This window comes from Actinomadura sp. 3N407 (genome assembly GCF_052245875.1).
Lineage (GTDB): Bacteria > Actinomycetota > Actinomycetes > Streptosporangiales > Streptosporangiaceae > Spirillospora.
The window spans coordinates 65,826-85,663 of record NZ_JBQQBP010000016.1; the positions used below are offsets into that span (position 1 = coordinate 65,826).

18 protein-coding genes are annotated in these 19,838 nt (G+C 74.6%); 11 read left to right on the top strand and 7 right to left on the bottom strand.

Going from position 1 to position 19,838, the window contains the following annotated elements; translation table 11 throughout:
- Positions 1 to 7 precede the first annotated feature (7 nt).
- Positions 8 to 1,396, bottom strand: a complete 1,389-nt coding sequence (locus ACTWPP_RS32840; protein WP_443108275.1) for a KamA family radical SAM protein — start codon at positions 1,394 to 1,396, stop codon at positions 8 to 10.
- 98 nt (positions 1,397 to 1,494) lie between these two features.
- Between ACTWPP_RS32840 and ACTWPP_RS32845 the strand changes: the two genes are divergently transcribed.
- The gene (locus tag ACTWPP_RS32845; protein WP_443108276.1) at positions 1,495 to 2,598 is read left to right on the top strand and encodes an L-erythro-3,5-diaminohexanoate dehydrogenase; all 1,104 of its coding nucleotides are present in this window, start codon (positions 1,495 to 1,497) and stop codon (positions 2,596 to 2,598) included.
- A 55-nt stretch (positions 2,599 to 2,653) separates the two neighbouring features.
- A complete protein-coding gene (locus tag ACTWPP_RS32850; protein WP_443108277.1) occupies positions 2,654 to 3,985 on the top strand; it encodes a DUF2252 domain-containing protein in 1,332 nt (443 codons plus the stop codon).
- Between the two features lie 16 nt (positions 3,986 to 4,001).
- Here ACTWPP_RS32850 and ACTWPP_RS32855 read toward each other — a convergent pair whose 3' ends face one another.
- Positions 4,002 to 5,609, bottom strand: a complete 1,608-nt coding sequence (locus ACTWPP_RS32855) for a SpoIIE family protein phosphatase (RefSeq protein WP_443108278.1) — start codon at positions 5,607 to 5,609, stop codon at positions 4,002 to 4,004.
- 98 nt (positions 5,610 to 5,707) lie between these two features.
- Between ACTWPP_RS32855 and ACTWPP_RS32860 the strand changes: the two genes are divergently transcribed.
- Positions 5,708 to 6,502 carry an SAM-dependent methyltransferase gene (locus tag ACTWPP_RS32860; RefSeq protein ID WP_443108279.1) on the top strand — a complete coding sequence of 265 codons (795 nt, stop codon included), beginning with the start codon at positions 5,708 to 5,710 and terminating at the stop codon, positions 6,500 to 6,502.
- Positions 6,503 to 6,508: 6 nt separating this feature from the next.
- Here the strand turns inward: ACTWPP_RS32860 and ACTWPP_RS32865 are convergent, their stop codons facing one another.
- Complete coding sequence (locus ACTWPP_RS32865) at positions 6,509 to 7,045, bottom strand: hypothetical protein (protein WP_443108280.1); 537 nt, start codon at positions 7,043 to 7,045, stop codon at positions 6,509 to 6,511.
- 2 nt (positions 7,046 to 7,047) lie between these two features.
- A complete protein-coding gene (locus tag ACTWPP_RS32870; RefSeq protein WP_443108281.1) occupies positions 7,048 to 7,815 on the bottom strand; it encodes a bestrophin-like domain in 768 nt (255 codons plus the stop codon).
- A 274-nt stretch (positions 7,816 to 8,089) separates the two neighbouring features.
- On the opposite strand from ACTWPP_RS32870, the gene ACTWPP_RS32875 reads away from it, so the two are divergent.
- The 6 genes from ACTWPP_RS32875 (at position 8,090) to ACTWPP_RS32900 (ending at position 14,576) form a co-directional block, all read left to right on the top strand.
- Positions 8,090 to 9,718 carry a lysine 5,6-aminomutase subunit alpha TIM-barrel domain-containing protein gene (locus tag ACTWPP_RS32875; RefSeq protein WP_443108282.1) on the top strand — a complete coding sequence of 543 codons (1,629 nt, stop codon included), beginning with the start codon at positions 8,090 to 8,092 and terminating at the stop codon, positions 9,716 to 9,718.
- Complete coding sequence (locus ACTWPP_RS32880; protein ID WP_443108283.1) at positions 9,715 to 10,557, top strand: OAM dimerization domain-containing protein; 843 nt, start codon at positions 9,715 to 9,717, stop codon at positions 10,555 to 10,557. Before ACTWPP_RS32875 ends, ACTWPP_RS32880 begins: the two co-directional genes overlap by 4 nt.
- Positions 10,554 to 10,949 carry a hotdog fold domain-containing protein gene (locus ACTWPP_RS32885; RefSeq protein ID WP_443108284.1) on the top strand — a complete coding sequence of 132 codons (396 nt, stop codon included), beginning with the start codon at positions 10,554 to 10,556 and terminating at the stop codon, positions 10,947 to 10,949. The genes ACTWPP_RS32880 and ACTWPP_RS32885 overlap by 4 nt, the downstream gene beginning before the upstream one ends.
- 530 nt (positions 10,950 to 11,479) lie before the next feature.
- Positions 11,480 to 13,216: an apolipoprotein N-acyltransferase gene (lnt, locus tag ACTWPP_RS32890; RefSeq protein ID WP_443108285.1), complete on the top strand. Its 1,737-nt coding sequence runs from the start codon at positions 11,480 to 11,482 to the stop codon at positions 13,214 to 13,216.
- A 5-nt stretch (positions 13,217 to 13,221) separates the two neighbouring features.
- Complete coding sequence (locus ACTWPP_RS32895) at positions 13,222 to 13,968, top strand: polyprenol monophosphomannose synthase (protein ID WP_443108286.1); 747 nt, start codon at positions 13,222 to 13,224, stop codon at positions 13,966 to 13,968.
- Between the two features lie 80 nt (positions 13,969 to 14,048).
- Positions 14,049 to 14,576, top strand: a complete 528-nt coding sequence (locus ACTWPP_RS32900) for an FxsA family protein (RefSeq protein WP_443108287.1) — start codon at positions 14,049 to 14,051, stop codon at positions 14,574 to 14,576.
- 40 nt (positions 14,577 to 14,616) lie between these two features.
- Here the strand turns inward: ACTWPP_RS32900 and ACTWPP_RS32905 are convergent, their stop codons facing one another.
- The 3 genes from ACTWPP_RS32905 to ACTWPP_RS32915 form a co-directional block, all read right to left on the bottom strand.
- Entirely contained in the window at positions 14,617 to 15,414 is a 798-nt protein-coding gene (locus tag ACTWPP_RS32905; protein WP_443108288.1) for an ABC transporter permease subunit, read from the bottom strand.
- A gap of 159 nt (positions 15,415 to 15,573) precedes the next feature.
- A complete protein-coding gene (locus ACTWPP_RS32910) occupies positions 15,574 to 17,010 on the bottom strand; it encodes an ABC transporter permease subunit (RefSeq protein ID WP_443108289.1) in 1,437 nt (478 codons plus the stop codon).
- Complete coding sequence (locus tag ACTWPP_RS32915) at positions 17,007 to 17,936, bottom strand: ABC transporter ATP-binding protein (RefSeq protein ID WP_443108290.1); 930 nt, start codon at positions 17,934 to 17,936, stop codon at positions 17,007 to 17,009. Before ACTWPP_RS32915 ends, ACTWPP_RS32910 begins: the two co-directional genes overlap by 4 nt.
- Positions 17,937 to 18,072: 136 nt before the next feature.
- Here ACTWPP_RS32915 and ACTWPP_RS32920 point away from each other — a divergent pair, with 136 nt between their 5' ends.
- Both ACTWPP_RS32920 and ACTWPP_RS32925 read left to right on the top strand, forming a co-directional pair.
- On the top strand, positions 18,073 to 19,092 hold the full coding sequence (locus ACTWPP_RS32920) for a sensor histidine kinase (RefSeq protein ID WP_443108291.1): 1,020 nt from the start codon (positions 18,073 to 18,075) through the stop codon (positions 19,090 to 19,092).
- The gene (locus tag ACTWPP_RS32925) at positions 19,089 to 19,775 is read left to right on the top strand and encodes a response regulator (protein WP_443108292.1); all 687 of its coding nucleotides are present in this window, start codon (positions 19,089 to 19,091) and stop codon (positions 19,773 to 19,775) included. The genes ACTWPP_RS32920 and ACTWPP_RS32925 overlap by 4 nt, the downstream gene beginning before the upstream one ends.
- Positions 19,776 to 19,838: the final 63 nt, after the last annotated feature.

A 19,838-nucleotide genomic window follows, 5' to 3' on the forward strand; every position in this document is an offset into this window, starting at 1 on the left:
CGGGCCATCACGCGGCCCTGGACTGCTCCCGCCACCACTCCCGCCCCCGCTCCGGCAGCGTGTAGATCGGATCGTGGTACTCGTACCGCCTGGTCAGCGCGTCGGGGTCGGACATCTCCAGCCCGGTGCGGTAGTTCTTCGTCCAGTAGGAGACCCCGCGCTCGCGGTCGTAGCCGGCGAGCTGGTGCACCCAGCGCTTGCCGACGTAGGGGACGTCGCACACGATCCGGGGGGTGGCGAAGCCGGGCAGGTAGCCCATGATGGCGTGCTGGAGCTCCTGCGCCTCCCAGACCGCGAGCCGCCAGTGCTCGCTGTAGGGGATCATGTCGCACATGTAGAGGTAGTACGGCATGATGCCGGCCTCGTCGAGCAGCGCGAACGACAGGTCGAGGAGCGCGGCGGGGGAGTCGTTGACCCCGCGCAGCAGCACGCCCTGGTTGCGGACGTCGCGGATGCCGGTGTCGAGCATCGCGCGGGCGGCCTTCGCGACGAGGGGCGTCACCGACTGGGCGGCGTTGACGTGGGTGTGGATCGCGATCTGGGCGCCGCGTTCGTGCGCCTTGGCGGCGAGCCGTTCCATCCCGGCGCGGACGTCGTCCTGCAGCCAGTGCTGCGGCAGGCCCATGAGCGCCTTGCTGGCCAGGCGGATGTCGCGGATGTTGTCGATGTCCAGCAGCGAGTCGACGAACGACTCCAGCCTCGCCCACGGCATGTTGGCGACGTCGCCGCCGGAGACGACGACGTCGCGGACGCCGGGGGTGCGGCGCAGGTAGTCGAGCATGGCGCCGAGCCGGTCCGGCGGCTTGATCGTGAACTTGTGCTTGTCGACGTTCGGGGTGGAGTTGCCGACCAGGTCCATGCGGGTGCAGTGGCCGCAGTACTGCGGGCACGTCGGCAGCAGCTCGGCGAGGACCTTGGTGGGGTAGCGGTGGGTGAGGCCCTCGACGGCCCACATCTCGGCCTCGTGCAGCGAGTCGCGGGCGGCGTAAGGGTGGGACGGCCAGTCGGTGCGGCGGTCGCTGAAGACGGGGAGCATGTAGCGCCGGACCGGGTCGGCGTGGAACGCCTCGGTGGAGGAGGAGTCCATCGTGTTGAGCATCTGCGGCGGCAGCAGCATCGACATCGTCGCGCGCTCGGCCTGGTCGCGTTCCAGATCGGCGTAGAACGACTCGTCCAGCAGGTCGCCCATGACCTGGCGGAGCTGCCGCAGGTTCTTCACGCAGTGGGCGCGCTGCCACTGCGCCGACTCCCATTCGTCCCGCGTGACGTCGCGCCAGCCAGGCAGGCGCCGCCAGTCGGGCTCCACCAGGGGCCGCCGCCGGTAGGCGTACGGCTGGCGTGCGGTCTCTTCGGAAAGGACGGCCGCGTCCTGGTCCGGGTGCAGGGCAGTGGTCATCGTCGACCGCCTCCTCGCCTCATTGATCGCATAAAAATCTTGTATAGGGCCGACGTTACGGGAAGACTTCCGTTAGAACCAGTGGTACCCGCTATATCTTGCGTAAGACCATCCGGGCTCAGGGAGAGGACGGGACGACGATGAGCGACGGCGGCGGCACCGGCACGGCGGTGGGGCTGCACCGGGTGCTGGAGCCCGCGGGCGTGCTGCCCCAGGCCGCGCGGCGGCTGGACGCCGACCCGCGGATCCGGCCGGACGAGGTCCGCATCGGCGTCGAGCGACTCAACCTGGACGCCGCGTCCTACCGGCAGCTGCACACCGCGCACGGCGGCGACCCGGACGCGATCCGCGCCGAGGTGCTGCGGATCGTCGGCGAGCGCGGCAAGATGCACAACCCCGCGACCGGGTCGGGCGGCATGCTCGTCGGCGTCGTCGAGGAGGCCGGCCCGGAGTCGCCGCTCGGGCTGCGCCCCGGCGACCGCGTCGCCACGCTCGTGTCGCTGACCCTCACCCCGCTGTCGATCACCGACGGCCTCGCCCGCTGGGACGGGCTGTCGGAGCAGGTCCCCGCGCGGGGGCACGCCATCCTGTTCGCCCGGTCGATCGCCGCGGTGCTGCCGGACGACCTGCCCGTCCCGCTGGCCCTCGCCGTCATGGACGTGTGCGGCGCCCCGGCCCTCACCCACCGCGTCGTCGCATCCCGCGACGGCGCCCCCGCCGTGGCGGTGCTCGGCGCGGCCGGCAAGAGCGGCTCGCTGTCGCTGGCCGCGGCCCGCCGCGCCGGCGCGTCCCGGGTGATCGGCCTCGTGCCGACCGCCGCGGAGGAGGAGCGGCTGGCCGCCACCGGCCTCGCCGACGCCGTCGTCCGCGCCGACGCCCGCGACCCCGTCGCCGTCGCCGCGGCGATCGAGGGCGCGCACGGCGGCCCCGCCGACGTCACCGTCGTCTGCGTGGACGTGCCGGGCTGCGAGCACGGCGCGATCCTGGCGACCGCGCCCGGCGGTACCGTCGTGTTCTTCTCGATGGCGACGTCGTTCCCGGCCGCCGCGCTCGGCGCCGAGGGTCTCGCCGCCGACGTCACGATGCTCATCGGGAACGGCTACGTCCCCGGGCACGCCGAGACCGCGCTGGACCTGGTCCGATCCGAACCGGCGGTTCGCGCGCTGTTCACCGCCAGGACGGGGCGCGATTCGGCACAATGACCGGGAAAGCCCCGGCAGCGGCGGGGATCACCCGATCATCGAGGGAGAGCCGAGCATGGCGAGCATCACCGAGGACCTGCGCGGGCGGGACCCCAAGGAGCGTCAGGCGCAGATCGTCGACGTCCTGGTCGACGCGTTCTCGGACCTCATGGAGCGCAGCCCCGCCGAGTTCCGCCGCCGCTTCCGCAAGATGGCGTCCGACCCGTTCGCGTTCTACCGCGGCAGCGCCTGCCTGTTCTACGCCGACATCGTCCACGACGGCGACCCGTGGGCCGATGAGCGCACCGGCCGCGTGTGGATCCAGGGCGACCTGCACGCGCAGAACTTCGGCACCTACATGAACGACGACGGCGTGTTCGTCTTCGACGTCAACGACTACGACGAGGCCTACGTCGGCCACTTCACCTGGGACGTCAAGCGGCTCGTCGCGAGCCTGGCGCTGCTGGCGTGGCAGAAGGCGATCTCCGACGCCGACATCCGCCGGCTGATCGAGACCTACGTGCGCGCCTACGTCGACCAGGTCCGCAGGTTCGCCGCGCACGAGGGCGACGAGAAGTTCGCGCTGACGCTCGACACCACCGGCGGGTACATCCGGGACGTGCTGGTCGCCGCGATGGGCGGCACCCGGATCGGCCTGCTGGAGGGCATGACCGAGGTCGACGGGCCCGACCGCAGGTTCCGCGACCGCGCCGGCGTCCGCCGCCTGGACGACGCCGAGCACGCCAAGGTCGAGGCGGCCTACCGGGAGTACCTGACGACCATCCCGGCCGACAAGCGCTTCGGGAGCCTCACCTACCAGGTCAAGGACATCGTCGGCGCGTCCGGGTTCGGCATCGGCTCCGCGGGGCTGTCGGCCTACAACATCCTGGTGGAGGGCAACACCCAGGCGCTGGAGAACGACGTCATCCTGTCGATGAAGCAGGGCAACGTCGCCGCCCCCAGCCGTGTCGTCGACGACGCCCGCATCCGCGAGTACTTCCGCCACCACGGGCACCGCACCGCGGTGTCGCGCCGCGCGCTGCAGGCCAACAGCGACCCGTGGCTCGGCCACACCCAGATCGACGGCGTCGGCTACGTCGTCCAGGAACTGTCCCCCTACGAGGAGGACCTGGACTGGGGCGGCCTGACCGAGCCGGAGGAGATGCTGTCGGTCCTGGACGACCTGGGCCGCGCCACCGCCAAGGTCCACTGCGTGTCCGACACCGACTCCGACCACTCCCTGGTCGGCTTCCAGGTCGAGGACGCCATCCACGCGGTGATCGGCACCGACGAGTCCGCGTTCGTCGAGGCCATGATCGCGTTCGGCACCCAGTACGCCGAGATCGTCCGCGACGACCACAAGTACTTCGTGGACGCCTTCCGCAACCACCAGATCCCCGGCCTGTAGAGCGGGGGCCGCCCGGTCAGGCCTGCCCGCCCGGTTCAGGGAGGTCCGGGCGGATCAGCAGGAGGGCGATGTCGTCGTGGCCCTGCTGGTCCTCCAGCAGTGCCAGGACGCCGTCGGCGGTCTCCTCCAGGCTCGCGGACCGGGAGGCGACCAGCGCGGACGCCAGCCGGGCGATGCCCTCGTCCACGTTGCGCATCCGGCTCTCGACCAGGCCGTCGGTGTAGAGGGCGAGGGTGGCGCCCGGCGGGATCGCCGCGGGCGCCTGCCCGTACACGGGCGGGTGCGCCTCGTCCGACACCCCGAGCGGCAGCCCGTCCGGGACGGGGAAGTGCCGCGCCGTCCCGTCGGGCAGGGCCAGCAGCGGCGGCGGATGGCCGGCGCACGCCAGCTCGCAGCGCAGCGTCGCCGGGTCGCAGACCAGGCACAGGCAGGTGGCGAACTGCGCGGCGTCCAGGCCCTGCGCGATCTGGTCCAGCCGCTCCAGCACCTCGCCGGGCGGGAACTCGCAGCCCGCCAGGGTGTGCGCGGCGACCCGCAGCTGCCCCATCGCCGCGGCGGCGGTGACGCCGTGGCCGACCGAGTCGCCGATCACCACGGCGATCCTGTCGCCGGGCAGCGGCACTACGTCGTACCAGTCGCCGCCGACGCCGCTGCGGGCCGGCAGGTAGCGGTGCGCGATCTGCAGGCCGGGCGGGACGGCGACGGCGGCGGGCAGCAGCCCGGCCTTCAGCGCCGTCGCGGTGCTGTGCTCGCGCCGGTACTGGCAGGCGTTGTCGATGCACGTCGCGGCGCGTGCGGCGAGCTCGGCGGCCAGCGCGGCGTCGGCGGAGGCGAACGGCAGCCGGCCGCGTTTGCGGCTGAACACCGCGAACCCGAGCGTGCGCCCCCGCGCGACCAGCGGCACCGCCAGCAGCGACACGTGGTCGAGGAGCCCGTCGATGATGCGGCCGGTGCGGTGGGCGAGGGTGTCCTGGACGGCGTCGCCGCCGAACTCGACCATGCGGCCGGTCGCCAGGCAGCGGGCGTAGGGGGTGGACGGCGGGTAGACGATGACCTCGTTGACGGGGAACTCGCGGGACCAGCCGCGGGGGTCGTCGTCGGCGAAGGACACCGCCAGGCGCCGCACGACCGCCGATCCGTCGGCCTCCGCGGCGGGCCGGTCGTCGTCGGCGAGGAGCCGTTCCAGGACGTAGATGGCGCCGGCGTCGGCGAACCGGGGGACGGTGACGGCGACGACCTCGCGGGCGGTGCGGTGCAGGTCCAGGGTGGAGCCGATGCGGCGGCCCGCCTCGCTCAGCAGCTCCAGCCCGCCCGCCCACGGCGGCGCCACGGTCAGCGCGACGGCGGTGCCGCCGTCGGCGCCGGTCATCGGGTCGCAGGAGGCCGACAGGCCCGCGTCCGACAGCGGCAGCACGCCGCACCACGGCCGGCCCTCCGCGGTGAGCTTGAGCGCGGCGGTCAGCGGCTCGGCGGCGGCGGGCCTTCCGAGCAGGTCGGTGAGCATCGCGCCGAGCGCCTCGCCGGCGGTGCGGCCGAACAGGCGCGCGGCGCCCTCGCCCCATCCGGTGATCCGGCCGTCGGGGGTCAGCAGGACGGTCACCGGGGTCGCGGGTTGTTCGGGCATCGGTCCTTCACTGTCCCGTTTGTCGGGGCCGCCGGCCGGTACCCGCGTTACGCTGATTCCGCCGCGGACGGCACCCCTCGGTCAAGGGAGAGACACGCATGGACCCCGAGTGGATACCACCCGAAGTCGACAGTCAGAGACCAAGCGTCGCACGGGTGTACGACTTCCTGCTCGGCGGTGACCACAATTTCGCCTCAGATCGTGATCTCGCGACGGGGCTGCTGCGGGTCGAACCGCAGGCGCGGGAGCTCGCGCAGGCGAACCGTGCGTTCCTGCGCCGCGCGGTCCGCGCGATCGCCGAATCGGGCGTCGACCAGTTCGTCGACATCGGGTCGGGCATCCCCACCCAGGGCAACGTGCACGAGGTCGCCCAGGGCGTCAACCCGGACGCTCGCGTGGTCTACGTCGACAACGACGACGTCGCGGTGGCGCACAGCCGCACGATCCTGGCGGGCAACGACCGCGCGGAGGTGATCCAGGCCGACATGCGCCGTCCCCGCGAGATCCTCGCCGACGACGGCGTGACCGCCCTGATCGACTTCACCCGGCCGGTGGCGTTCCTCCTGGTCGCGGCGCTGCACCTGGTCAAGCCGGAGGAGGACCCCGCCTCGATCGTCGCCGCGCTGCGCGACGCGGGCGTCCCCGGCAGCCATCTGGTGATCTCCCATCTGACCCATGAGGCGGAGCCGGGCAAGACCGCGGCGATCGGCAAGCTGTACGACCGCGCGACGTCCCCGGCCGTGGCCCGCTCGCACGCTGAGATCCTGCGGTTCTTCGACGGCTGGGAGCTGCTCGACCCGGGTCTGGTGTACGTGCCGGTGTGGCGTCCGGACGGCGAGGTCGACGACAAGCCCGAGCGGTTCCTCATGTTCGGCGGCGTCGGCCGCAGGTGACGCGCGTCAGCGGGCGAACGCGATGGCGGTGCCCGCGCTGACCACGACCGCGATGACCACCAGGACCAGCGAGGTGCTCAGCGGATCGCGGCGCTCGGCCGGTTCGTGCGCCTTCACCGCGCGCGGGGCCACGGGCTCCTCGCTCGGCGGGGCCTGCTCCGGTGCCGCCTGCTCCGGCGGGGCCGGCCGGGTGCGCGGCGGCGGCGCGGGAGCGGGCGGCGCCATCGCCGCGGGCGCCGGGCGGGGCTCGGAGGGCGGCGCCTCCGGGGCCGGTGTCCCGGGCGTTGACGGCTCGGTGGGCGGTTCCGGCGGCGGCTCGGGCGGTTCCGGCGGTGTTCCGGTCGGCGGCGGCGCCGGCGGCGCCGGCGTGGGCGGCGGCGTGCTCGATGGTGCGCAGCCGCCGGCGGCGGGCCCGGCGTCCACCCCGATCTCCACCTCGATGCACACGCTGACCTGGGGCGTCGGGGACGGGTCGGCGAGCGCGCAGGGCGGGAAGGCGAACACGCCGGCGAGGGCGGCGGGCAGGACCAGGCGGCGGCGCACGCTCAGCCACCTCCCGCGATGCGCTGCAGTTCGGCCCGCAGGCCGGTGAACGCCTCCGGGCCGACGGCCAGGGCCCCGTCGAACACGTGCGAGATGTCGATGGTCAGGTACGTGCCGGCGGCCAGCAGCGCGGCCATCAGCGACAGCGGCACCAGCGTCATGCCGCGCGGCCGGGCGCCCGACAGGAACGGCAGCAGCACGACCGCGGCGCCGGTCACGACGGTGACGGCGAGCAGCCCGGCCGGCGGCGCCGACCGCGCGTCCATGGCCCGCTGCCGGCGGGCCGCGGAGATCTCCCCGAGATGCGCGAGCACGGCGGCGCGGGCGTCCTTGAGCTCGTCGGTGCCGGCCTCGACCGCGATGACGTCGCGGCGCAGGCCGTCCAGTTCCGCCCAGCCGCGGGGGCTGAGCCGTCCGTTCTTCATGAGCCTCCATTCGGGGCCGCGGACGAGGTCGACGTACTCGCGCAGCTTCCGCTGGACGTGCCGGGCGTCCGCCTCGGGCAGCCGCGTCGCGGCCCAGGACGCCTCGGCGATCGCCTGGCTCTCGGTGTAGGTGTTGGAGCGCGCGGCGTCCGAGGACGTCCACGGCACGACGATGGCGATGGCGAACGCCAGCAGGAAGAGGGCGGACAGCATGGCCCCGGCGTGCGAGGTGGTGGGGCCGTCGGGGTCGGGGTCGTCGACGGCCCGGCGCGTCCGCCGGACCAGCCGGCTCGCGACGATCACCACGGCGACCGCGGAGCCCGCGGCCGCACAGTGAACGATCATGTCCCTCCCGGAGAGCCGTCCGCCGTCACCGCCGGTGAGTGTAGTTTTACGGATCGTCGCCACCGGTGGGTTCCGTTTGGGTCTCACCTGGAGGTGAGATGACCGCCCGGCCAGGGAAGATGAGCCTGTGCACCGGAGGCGGCCCGAGGGAGATGTACTGCCAGTTCTTGTGAAATACGGTGTTCATGCCGGAAGATCTCCGGTAGATGACCCGGTATGAAGGACGATTGTTGGAACCGGCCTGAGAGGGGCGGCTGCGTGAGGGGAGACGGCAATGGCGCCGCAGGGAAAGCTGGACCTCGACCCGGAGGTGGTGCGCACCGCCCGGCGGCTGGCCGCCCGGGCCGCCGAGCCCATCATCGACATGGCGCGCTCCCACACCACCGTCTCGGTTGAGCGCGCCCTGCTGCGGCTGGCCGGCCTCACCGGCGCCGACGACGGGGGACGCCCCTGGGCCAACCACCTCGCCGACGCCGTCCGCGACCAGGTCGGCCTGGAGCACGGCGTGGCCCTCCCGGTCTGGGACGCGCTGCTCAACGGCCCGCACGGCACCCTCGGCGACCTCGCTCAGGCCGCCGCGCGGGGCCGCGTGTCGTTCCGGCTTCCGTCGGGGACCGACGCCGCGCACGCCCGCGAGGCCGCCGGGGAGGCCGCCCGCGGCGGGATCGCCCGCGTCGACCGGCGCCGCGCCGAACGCGACCGGCTGCTGGCCGAACTGCCGCCGCCCGACGCGGCCGACCCGCCGAGGCCGCTGGTCTACCTGATCGTCGCGACCGGCGACATCTACGAGGACATCCCCCAGGCGCAGGCCGCCGCGCGCGAGGGCGCCGACGTCGTCGCGGTCATCCGCTCCACCGGCCAGTCGCTGCTGGACTTCGTCCCCGAGGGCGCCACCCGCGAGGGCTACGCCGGCACCTACGCGACCCGCGAGAACTTCCGGCTCATGCGGTCCGCGCTGGACGAGGTGTCCCGCGAGCTCGGCCGGTACGTGCGGCTGACGAACTACGCGTCCGGGCTGTGCATGCCGGAGATCGCGACGCTCGCCGGGCTGGAGCGCCTGGACATGATGCTGAACGACTGCATGTACGGGATCATCTTCCGCGACATCAACCCCCGCCGGACGTTCATCGACCAGCGCTTCTCCCGGCAGATCCACGCCCGCGCCGGCATCGTCATCAACACCGGCGAGGACAACTACCTCACCACCGCCGACGCCGTCGACGCCGCGCACACCGTGATCGTCAGCCAGCTGCTGAACGAGCGGTTCGGGCACGAGGCGGGCCTCGGCGACGCCCAGCTCGGCCTCGGCCACGCCTTCGAGATCAACCCGGCGATCTCCGAGTCGTTCCGGCTGGAGCTCGCGCACGCCCAGCTCGTCCGGGAGCTGTTCCCCGGCGCGCCGCTGAAGTACATGCCGCCGACCAAGCACATGACCGGCAACATCTTCGCCGGGTACCTGCTGGACGCCTTCTTCAACCTCGCCGGCGTGATGACCGGGCAGTCGATCATCCTGATCGGGATGATGACCGAGGGTATCCACACCCCCTGGCTGTCGGACCGCGACCTCGCGCTGGAGAACGTCCGCTACGTCCGCGACGCCTGCGGCGGCCTCGCCGAGGACTTCATGCCGCGCCCGGACGGCATGCTCGTCCAGCGCGCCAGGCGGGTCCTGTCGGAGTCGGTGGAGCTGCTGGAGCGCGTCAGCGACGACGGCCTGCTCACCGCGATCGCCGAGGGCACCTTCGGCGTCACCCGCCGCCCGCCCGACGGCGGCAAGGGCCTGGACGGCGTCGTCGCCCGCGCCGACGGCTACGTCAACCCCGCGATCGAGATCCTCGACTCCGAGGACCCGCACGCCGCCCGCCCCGCCGCCGACACAGCCGGACAGGAGGTGCCCGCATGACCGTCGAGAGCCCCGGAACCGGCGCGCAGGCCCCGGTCGAGCCCGCCGACACCCGCCAGGTGATCCGCCCCTACGGCGACACCACCGGCGACGGCATGGTGCAGATGTCGTTCACGCTCCCGGTCCCGGCCGGCAAACGCGCCGACGCCGCCGCGCTGCAGCTCGCCGGGAAGATGGGCCTGGAACCGGCCAGCGTCGTGCACGCCAAGCCGATGGGGCCCGACTTCACCTTCTTCATCGTGTACGGGAAGGTCGGGCACCTCGTCGACTACGCCTCCATCCCCGTCCCCGAGGAACGCGCCTACCCGCTGCTGACCGCCCAGGAGGCGAACCTGGCGATCCGCGGCGCGCTGAACCGGCGGCTGGTGGTCGTCGGAGCCTGCATCGGCACCGACGCCCACACCGTCGGCATCGACGCGATCCTCAACGTCAAGGGCTTCGCGGGGGAGAAGGGCCTGGAGTACTACCGCGAGATCCAGGTGGTCAACATGGGCGCCCAGGTCACCGTCGCCGAGCTGGTCGAGCGAGCCAAGGCCGAGGACGCCGACGCGGTCCTGGTGTCGCAGGTCGTCACCCAGCGCAACGCGCACCTGCACAACACCAAGCAGATGGCCGCCGCGTTCCACGCCGAGTACCCCACCGCCGTCGCCGGCGGCATGGGACGGCCGCTGCTGGTCGTCGGCGGTCCCAGGTTCGACACCGTCACCGAGGCCGACCTGGGCGTCGACCGGATCTTCGGCAGGGGCACCACGCCCGCCGAGGTCGCCAGCTACCTTGTGCACGCCCTGCTCCCCGGCGAGAGCCCGGCGGGGGACGACGATCCGGAGGACGAGTCATGAGCGACCCGCGCGAGGGACTGACGGTCACGCACCGCCGCTACATCCCCTACTCCCACGCCCACTACGCGGGCGACCTGGTCGACGGCGCCTACGTCCTCGGGCTGTTCGGGGACGCGGCGACGGAGCTGTGCATCCGCGCCGACGGCGACGAGGGACTGTTCGCCTCCTACTCCGACGTGCAGTTCCGCGCCCCGGTCAGGGCGGGCGACGTCCTGGAGACCACCGCCGTCCTGGCCCGCGCCGGCACCCGCAGCCGCGTCATGGACTTCGAGGCCCGCGTGGTGTGCCGGGGCCGCCCGGACAAGGGGGGGTCGGCCGCCGAGGTCCTGCCCGACCCGATCGTCGCGGTGACCGCCACCGGAACCGTCGTCGTCGCCCCGCCCGGCCCGTGAAACCGGGCGCCCCCGCCGCCCGCCGCGCCCGGGATCGTCGATCTTCCGCAGGGAAAACGCACACCACGCGATCATGGTGCTGAGCTGGGAGAACATGGAGTCGCCGCAGAACATGCGGCGGTTGACAAGGTGGCTGAAGCCGGTAGTTTTGCTGCAGTCCAGCACGGGACTCACCGATCGGCCGCCCGAGGCGCCGCCGGGCACCGCGCCACGACGGGGACGGGGGATCACGCGAGTGGTCGACGCCGCGCCCGCCCGAGCCAGCGCGGTGATCCGGAGCCGTGCCCGGGCGGAGCCGCCCGATCGCGCGGGGGGTTGGACCCGGGAAGGGCCCGGACATCCAGTAGAAAACGGAGGCTCGTTCTCACCGCCTGTGGGACGACTCCGGCCCGACGGGTGTCACGGGCCCTCTTCCGTGTGCGCGCCCCCCTTCCGTGTGCGCGCCGTCGTTCCCGCTGCGGGCCGTGGTCGCCGTGACGGCCGGAGCCCGGTAGCGTTCCCGGGAGGGAACGAGGGAACGAGGTGGGGACGTGGCCCAGGAGACCCTCCCGGATCGGTCACCGGCCAGGAGCACGGGCACCGGCACGGGCACGGGCACGGCGGGTGAACCGGGCGCCGGGACGCGCCCGGGCTGGGCGTCCCGCCTGAGCGACGGCCTGCGCCGCGGCGGCCGCGCGGGCTGGCCCCGCACGCTGCTGGCCGTGGCCGCCGGGCTGATCATGTGGCTCGCCTTCCCGCCCGCCGACCTGACGCCGCTGGCCCCCGCCGGGGTCGCGCTGCTCACCCTCGCGCTGCGCGGCCTGACCGCCCGCACCGCCGCCTGGCTCGGCTTCGTCGGCGGCGCCGCGTTCTTCGTCCCCGTCCTGGAGGGCATCGGCCAGATCGGCCCGGACGCGTGGATCGTGCTCGCCCTCGTCCAGGCCCTGTACTTCCTGCCGCTCGGCGCCGGCATCGCCATGGTCGCGCGGCTTCCCGGCTGGCCGGTGTGGACGGCCGCGCTGTGGATCGGCGAAGAGCTGATCCGCGGCCACGTCCCCTTCGGCGGTTTCCCGTGGGCGCGGCTCGCCTTCAGCCAGACCGCCACGCCGCTGACGCCCTACGCCTCCCTGGGCGGTGCGCCCCTGGTCACGTTCCTGACCGCCCTGATCGGCGGGCTGCTCGCCTACGCTGCCGTCGCCGCCCACCGCGCCTACCGCGCCCGCGCCGCCCGCACCGCACTCCCGGACGAGGACTCCGGCGGAGACGGCACGGGCGGCGGCGGTGAGCAGGCGCCCGGGACGCGCGCGAGATGGCGTCCCCTGGTGCCCGTCGCCGCCGCCCTCGCCGCGATCGCGGCCGTCGTCGGGGGCGGGACGCTGATCCCCACGCCCACGGCCGGGCGGCCCGTGACCGTCGCCGTCGTCCAGGGCAACGTGCCGCGCCTCGGCCTGGACTTCCTCGGCCAGCGCAAGGCCGTCCTGAACAACCACGTCGAGGCCACCCACGAGCTGGCCGCGAGGGTCCGCGCCGGGAAGGTCCCCAAGCCCGAACTGGTGGTGTGGCCGGAGAACGCCAGCGACCTGGACCCCTACACCGAGCCGGAGGCCTACACCGCCATCGACGCCGCGGTGAAGGACGTCGGCGTCCCCGTCCTGGTCGGCGCCCTCACCGACACCCCCGACGGCGAGAAGGTCGAGAACCGCGGCATCGTCTGGGACCCGAAGACCGGGCCCGGCGACTACTACGTCAAACGGCACCCCGTCCCGTTCGGGGAGTACCTCCCGTTCCGCGACGTCCTCACCAAGCTCATCACCCGGTTCGAGCGGATCCCGCGCGACTTCGCCAAGGGCACCCGGTCCGGCGTGATGCGGCTCGGGCCGGTCACCATCGGCGACGTCATCTGCTTCGAGGTGGCCTACGACAAGGAGGTCCGCGACGTGGCGCGCGGGAACCTCCTGGTCGTGCAGACCAACAACGCCACCTACGGCAGGACGAGCCTGCCGCCGCAGCAGATCGCGATGTCGCGGCTGCGCGCGGTGGAACATGGCCGTACGATCTTGGTTGCCGCGACCAGCGGGATCAGCGCGATCGTCGCCCCGGACGGGCGGATGATCGACAGGTCCCGCGAGTTCGTCCCCGACATCCAGGTCGAGACCGTCCCGGCGCGGACGGCCACCACGCTGTCGGACCGGCTGGGCGCCGCGCCCGAGTGGATGCTCGCGGCGCTCGGGCTCGGTGCGATCTTCGCGGCGGCATGGACGGCGGCGCGCGAGAACGAGGGGAACTGACACCGATGGAGATCCCAGCCGACCTCGGCCGGGTGCTCGTGATCATCCCGACCTATAACGAGCGGGACAACATCGAGGGCATCGCCGGGCGGGTGCGCGAGGCGGCCCCGCCGGTGGACGTCCTGGTGGTCGACGACGCCAGCCCCGACGGCACCGGCGAGGTCGCCGACGCCATGGCCGGCGAGGACGAGCAGATCAGCGTGCTGCACCGCGAGGGCAAGGACGGCCTCGGCCCGGCCTACATCGCCGGGTTCCGGTGGGCCGCCGAGCACGGCTACGACGTCATGGTCGAGATGGACGCCGACGGCTCCCACCAGCCCGAGGAACTGCCGCGGCTGCTGGCGGCCCTGGCGGACGCCGACCTGGTCATCGGGGCCCGCTGGGTACCGGGCGGCGAGGTGCGCAACTGGCCCAAGCGGCGCGAGGCGCTGTCGCGGGGCGCCAACACCTACGCGCGGCTGATGCTCGGCATCCCGCTGCACGACGCCACCGGCGGCTACCGCGCGTTCCGCGCCGCGACGCTGGAGAAGATCGGGCTGGAGGACGTCGACTCGCGCGGCTACTGCTTCCAGATCGACCTGGCGCTGCGGGCGCTGCGGCAGGGGCTGCGGGTCGTGGAGGTGCCCATCACGTTCGTCGAGCGGGTCCACGGCACCAGCAAGATGAACCGGGACGTCATGGCCGAGGCGGCGCTGCGCATCACCCAGTGGGGCATGTCCGACCGCGCCGGCAGGCTGCGCCCGCCCCGCTGAATCCCGCGCCGGCGGGTAACGAACGGGGGCGGTGCCGCGTTGTACGGGATGAGGCTTTCGACGACCCCGAAGATGGAGCCATGCTGCCGCTGCTGATCGTCCTGGCGTTCCTGCTGGTGCCGGTCCTGGAGATCTACGTCCTGATCCAGGTCGGCGAGGTGATCGGTGCCTGGCCGATGGCCGGGCTGCTGGCCGCCGAGGTCGCCCTCGGCGCGTGGATCATCAGGCGGGAGGGCCGCCGCGCCTGGGGCGCCCTGTACGACACCGTCCGCAGCGGCGTCCTGCGGGACCGCGAACTCGGCGACGCCGTGCTGGTCATGGCCGGCGGGGTGCTGATCCTGCTGCCCGGGCTCGTCACCGACGTGCTCGGCGCCGCGCTGGTGCTGCCGTTCACCCGGCCGCTGCTCAAGCGGGCGCTGTCGGCGTTCGCGATGCGGCGGATGCGGGCGGCCGAGGCGCGCGGGGTGAGGTTCCCGCCGCCCGGCGCCGGCGGCCCCGGATTCGATCCCTTCGGCGGGCGGCCGGAGCCCGGACGGGTGGAGACCCCGCCCGGGCCCGTGGTCCGCGGCGAGGTCGTCCACGACGACGACACGACCTCCCGGACCTGACGCCCCGCACCCCGGCCTCTCAGGCATCCCGCCCTGCCTCTCAGGCGTCCCGCCGGGCGAACAGGACACCGCCCGCCAGCATCGCCGCCGCCGCGTACCCGGCCAGGACGCCCATGCCCGCCCACGGCCCGATCGGCAGCCGGTCCAGGTCGCGCGTCGACTGGACGGCCAGGCCCGCCGACATCGGCGCGAGCCTATCCAGCCGCTCCTGCCACCGCGCGTCCCCGATGAGCTGCGTGATGATCGGGACGATCCACAGCAGCGCCAGCACGGCCGTGACGGCCGCCGCCTGCTCCCGCACCGCCGTGCCCACCCCGAGCGCCAGCAGCGCCACCAGCACCAGATACAGGACGGTCCCGGCCGCGGCGCGGGCCGTTGGCCCGTCCGTCAGCGACAGCGGCGGGTAGCCGTTGGCGGCGGTGAACCCGTTGCCGGGCAGGATGCCCCGCCCCGCCGCCAGCGACGCCAGCACCCCGGCCGTCCCCGCGGCGGCGACGGCGGCGGCGACGACGGCGGCCTTGGCGGCCAGGACCGTGCCGCGTCGCGGGACCGCCGCCAGCGTCGCGGCGATCGTCCCGGTGGCGTACTCGCCGCCGACGGCCAGCACGCCCAGCACGATCGCGGCGACCTGCCCGAGCTGGACGCCCGACAGCGACAGCTTGGGCAGGTCCTCCCGGCAGCCGGCGGGGCTCGGGCAGTGGGCGGTGTCGACCGCGGCGGTCACCGCCGCGCCGACCGCCAGGGTGATCCCCGCCAGGGCCGGCAGCAGCCACATCGTGCTCGGCAGCGTCCGCAGCTTCGTCCATTCCGCATGCAGCGCACGCACGGCCTCGCTCATGGCGCGCTCCCCGCAGGGGGACGACCGCCCACGGCCCCCGGTTCGCTCCGCTCAAGCGTTCTCGCTGTGGGGGGACGACCCCCCACGCCCCCCGGTTCGCTCCGCTCAAGCGTTCTCGCTGTGGGGGGACGACCCCCCACGCCCCCCGGTTCGCTCCGCTCAAGCATCGCGCCGCCTGACCAGCCACGCCGCGGCCGCCAGCGCCACCACCGTGTAGGCGCACAGCACCCCGAACCCGGCCCACGGGCCGATCGCCCGGTCGAACCGCGTCACCGTCTGCTGGATCGCGAACCCCGCCGACGGCGTCAGCCGCTCCAGCCACCGCGCCGCCGACAGCGGCAGCCCCGTCGCCACGATCTGCGGCAGGAGCAACAGCAGCAGCACCACCGTGATCGCCGGGGCGCTGCGGCGCACGATCACCCCGGCCGCCACGCCGAACACCGCGATCACCCCGAGCAGCGCCGCCGTGCCGAGCACCGCCCGCAGCACGGCCGCGTCCCACAGCGGCGGCGGCGCCAGCCCGTTCGAGCGCATCAGCGGCCCGGCCAGAAGCATCGACCCGAACGCGGCGGCCAGACCCGCCGCCAGCGACACCAGCCCCGCCACGACCGCCTTCGCGGCCAGCACCCGGCCGCGCCGCGGCGCCGCGGCGAACGTCGTGCGCACCATCCCGCGCCGGTACTCGGCCGTCACGAACAGCACCGCCAGCGCGACGATCGCCGTCTGGCCGATGAGGACGCCGGTGAGGGTGATCCGGGTGAGGTCGTCGGCGAACAGGTTGGGCCCGATGTCGCCGTACCCCGACAGCGTGAACGTCCCCCCCGACCGGGTGCGGCCATCGGACCCCGGGTCGGCGGTGCCGCCGGGCGCGCGCCGGTCCCGCCACGCCGCCCCCGGCTGCACCGGGGACACCGACACGTGGTCGAACGTCGCCCTGGTGTCGGCGGGCTCCCCGGACACGTCCTCGCCGCCGAACTGCCGCCGCACCTCGACCCTGTCCGGGGCGGCGACGACCATGCCCGCCAGCGCCGGTGACGGCAGCCCCTCCAGCCGCACCGACCCGACGCGGCGCCAGTCGCGGCCGTCCGGGGACTCGTGGCCGGTCACCGTCGCCCCGGACCGGGTCAGCCTGAGCCAGCGCGGCGCGGTGCCCGTCCCCCCGCCGGCGCCGCCCTCCCGGTAGCCGGTCTGCAGCCGGACGCCGTGCCCCGGCGTCACCACCAGCGCCGCGTACGGGGCGCCGCGTTCGGCGCTGCCCCGGATCATCAGCCCGGCCTTCGCCCACGGCCCGCCGCCCTCCTGGGAGGTGACGCGGGCGACGACGGCGCCGTCCCCGGCCAGCGGGCGGTAGGTGAAGTGCCCCTGGTCGAAGATCGCCGCCCGGGCCGGGTCGGAGGTCCCCTCCCCGGTGCCGCTCGACGCGCTCCCCGCGGCCGTCAGCAGCGCGACGAGCACCGTCAGCGCGACCGACGCCACAAGGGTCAGCACCCACCGCGGGACGGTCCTGAGCTTGGTCCACTCGGCCAGCAGCAGCCGGCCGAACCCGTCGCGGGCCCGCGCCTGGACCGTGCTGCGGTACGACGCCGGCGCGGTCACCGGGCCTCCTGCCCGGCCACGGCCTGGAACTCCACCGCGTCCCTGGTCAGCTCCATGTACGCCTCCTCCAGCGTCGCGCGGTGCTCGGAGATCCCGGTGAACGCCACCCCCGCGCCGGTGAGCAGCTCGATGATCCGCTCCGCGGGCGGTCCCGCGACGGTCACCGTGTCCCGGCCCGTCGCCGCGACGGTGGCGCCCGCCCGCGCCAGGACCGTCATGGCCTCCTGCCGCTCGGCGGTGCGGACCTCGACCCGCCCGCCGGACGCGGCCGCCAGCAGGTCCGCGACGCTGGTGTCGGCGATCACGCGGCCCCGCCCGACCACCACCAGATGGTCGGCGCCGCCCTCCAGCTCGCTCATCAGATGGCTCGACACCAGCACCGCCCGGCCCTCGGCGGCCAGCGACCGCAGCAGCCCCCGGATCCAGGTGATGCCCTCCGGGTCGAGCCCGTTGACCGGCTCGTCGAACATCAGCACCGGCGGGTCGCCGAGCAGCGCCGCCGCGATCCCGAGCCGCTGCCGCATGCCGAGCGAGAACCCGCCCGCCCGCCGCCGCGCCGCGCTCGCCAGCCCCGCCAGCTCGATCACCTCGTCGACGCGGCGGCCCGGCAGGCCGTTGGCGTGGGCGAGCCACCGAAGATGGTCGCGGGCGCGGCGCGCCGGATGCACCGCCGACGCGTCCAGCATCGCCCCGAGGCGGCACAGCGGCGTCCGCAGCGACCGGTACGGTTTCCCGCCGACCAGCGCCGTTCCCGCGTCGGGCCGGTCCAGGCCCATGATCACCCGCATGGTGGTGGACTTGCCGGCGCCGTTCGGGCCGACGAACCCGGTGACCTGCCCCGGACCGACCGTGAACGACATGTCGTCCACGGCGAGCGTCGGCCCGTACCGTTTGCGCAGGCCCCGCACTTCGATGGTTGCTTCCATGCTCCGGGAGGCTACGGACCGCGGCGGCCCGCGGTCGTCACGCCGGGGAGCCGTTCGCGGCGGTCGGCGGCGGGGGACCCGGCGTCCCCCTGGGGAGGGACGCCGCCGCGCCGCCGTTCACGCCACAATGGCGTCCGTGGGGCGGAGCGGGGAAGGGGCCGGGCGCCGGCCGCGCCTGCCGGGGCGGTGGCCGGTGGCGGGCGCCTGCCTGGCCGCGGCCGGGGCCGCCGAGGCCGTGTACCGCGCGCACGGATCCGGGGCCGTGCTGTCCCTGGCGATCCTCGTGGACGTGGCCGCGACGCTCCCGCTCGTCCTGGCCCGCGACCGCATCACCGCCGCCGCCGTCGCGGTCACCGCCGCGGCCGCCGCCGCCTGCGTGCTGCACGGAGGCGTCGCCGTCGCCGCCCTGGCCGCGCTGGTCACCGCCTGGACCGTGCTCGTCCGCCGCGTGATCGCGCGGCGCCGCGCCGGCGCCGCCGCGCTGGCCGCCTCCCGCCGCGCGTTCGAGGACACGCTCCTGGAGCACACCGCGCGCGGCGAACGCGCCCGCATCGCCCGTGAACTCCACGACGTCGTCGCCCACCACATCTCGATGATCTCCGTCCAGGCCGAGACCGCCCGCCTCGCCGTGCCCGGCATGCCCGACGAGGGCGCCAAGCGGCTGCTGGCCATCGGCGACACCGCCCGGACCGCCCTCACCGAGATGCGGCGGCTGCTCGGCGTGCTGCGCGAGGACGCCGGCGCCGAACCCACCCGCCTGCCCCAGCCCGGCCTGCGGCAGCTCCTCGACCTCGTCGACGAGACCCGCGACTCCGGCGCCGCCGGAGTCCGGCTGATCCTGCGCGGCGGCGTCGCCGCCCTCGACCCCGGGCTGGAACTGGCCGCGTACCGGATCGTCCAGGAGGCCCTCACCAACGCCCGCAGGCACGCCCCCGGAGCCGCCGTCGACGTGGAGATCGAGTACACGGCGGGGGGCCTGCGCGTCAGCGTCCGCGACAACGGGCCCGGGCCCGCGCCCGGTGCCGTCCCCGCCGGTCACGGGGTGCTCGGCATGCGCGAGCGCGCCGCCGCCGTCGGCGGCGACCTGCGCGCCGGCCCCGGCCCGGTCGGCGGGTTCCTGGTGGAGGCGACGCTCCCCGCCGCGGAGACGCCATGACCGATGAGAACGCCGCGATCGTCCGGGTCGCCGTGGCCGACGACCAGGAGGTCGCCCGCGCCGGGTTCGGCGCCCTGCTGGGCACCCAGCCCGACCTGGACGTCGTCGCCACCGCCGCCGACGGCGCCGCCGCGGTCCGCGCCTGCCGCGAGCACCGGCCCGACGTCGTGCTGATGGACGTGCGGATGCCCGTCATGGACGGCATCGAGGCCACCCGCCGCATCACCGCCGAACCCGGCGCCCCCCGGGTGCTGATCCTCACCACGTTCGACCTCGACGAGCACGTCTACGACGCGCTGGTCGCCGGCGCGAGCGGCTTCCTGCTGAAGGACGTCACCGCGGAGCGGCTGTTCGACGCCGTCCGGGTCGTCGCCGGCGGCGAGGCGCTGCTCGCGCCGGCCGTCACCCGCCGCCTCATCGGCGAGTTCGCCCGCCTGCGCCCCCGCCCCCCGTCCGGGGCGCCGGACGTCCTGGACGCCCTGACGCCCCGCGAGACCGACGTGCTGCGCCTGGTCGCCGAGGGCCTCGCCAACGCCGAGATCGCCGCCCGCCTCGTCGTGGGGGAGGAGACGGTCAAGACCCACGTCAGCCGCATTCTGCGCAAGCTGGGGCTCCGCGACCGCGCCCAGGCCGTCGTCACCGCCTACGAGAGCGGCCTCGTCCTGCCCCGGACGGGCCGCTGACGCGCCGGGCGCCCGGACATGGGACGGGCCCGTACCGGCGACCGGTACGGGCCCGTCCCACTC

Bases quoted from the DNA above. Each gene is read 5' to 3' on its own strand.
- ACTWPP_RS32840 (WP_443108275.1), bottom strand. From the start codon at position 1,396: ATGACCACTGCCCTGCACCCGGACCAGGACGCGGCCGTCCTTTCCGAA.
- ACTWPP_RS32850 (WP_443108277.1), top strand. From the start codon at position 2,654: ATGGCGAGCATCACCGAGGACCTGCGCGGGCGGGACCCCAAGGAGCGT.
- ACTWPP_RS32855 (WP_443108278.1), bottom strand. From the start codon at position 5,609: ATGCCCGAACAACCCGCGACCCCGGTGACCGTCCTGCTGACCCCCGAC.
- ACTWPP_RS32860 (WP_443108279.1), top strand. From the start codon at position 5,708: ATGGACCCCGAGTGGATACCACCCGAAGTCGACAGTCAGAGACCAAGC.
- ACTWPP_RS32870 (WP_443108281.1), bottom strand. From the start codon at position 7,815: ATGATCGTTCACTGTGCGGCCGCGGGCTCCGCGGTCGCCGTGGTGATC.
- ACTWPP_RS32875 (WP_443108282.1), top strand. From the start codon at position 8,090: ATGGCGCCGCAGGGAAAGCTGGACCTCGACCCGGAGGTGGTGCGCACC.
- ACTWPP_RS32880 (WP_443108283.1), top strand. From the start codon at position 9,715: ATGACCGTCGAGAGCCCCGGAACCGGCGCGCAGGCCCCGGTCGAGCCC.
- ACTWPP_RS32885 (WP_443108284.1), top strand. From the start codon at position 10,554: ATGAGCGACCCGCGCGAGGGACTGACGGTCACGCACCGCCGCTACATC.
- ACTWPP_RS32895 (WP_443108286.1), top strand. From the start codon at position 13,222: ATGGAGATCCCAGCCGACCTCGGCCGGGTGCTCGTGATCATCCCGACC.
- ACTWPP_RS32900 (WP_443108287.1), top strand. From the start codon at position 14,049: ATGCTGCCGCTGCTGATCGTCCTGGCGTTCCTGCTGGTGCCGGTCCTG.
- ACTWPP_RS32905 (WP_443108288.1), bottom strand. From the start codon at position 15,414: ATGAGCGAGGCCGTGCGTGCGCTGCATGCGGAATGGACGAAGCTGCGG.
- ACTWPP_RS32915 (WP_443108290.1), bottom strand. From the start codon at position 17,936: ATGGAAGCAACCATCGAAGTGCGGGGCCTGCGCAAACGGTACGGGCCG.
- ACTWPP_RS32925 (WP_443108292.1), top strand. From the start codon at position 19,089: ATGACCGATGAGAACGCCGCGATCGTCCGGGTCGCCGTGGCCGACGAC.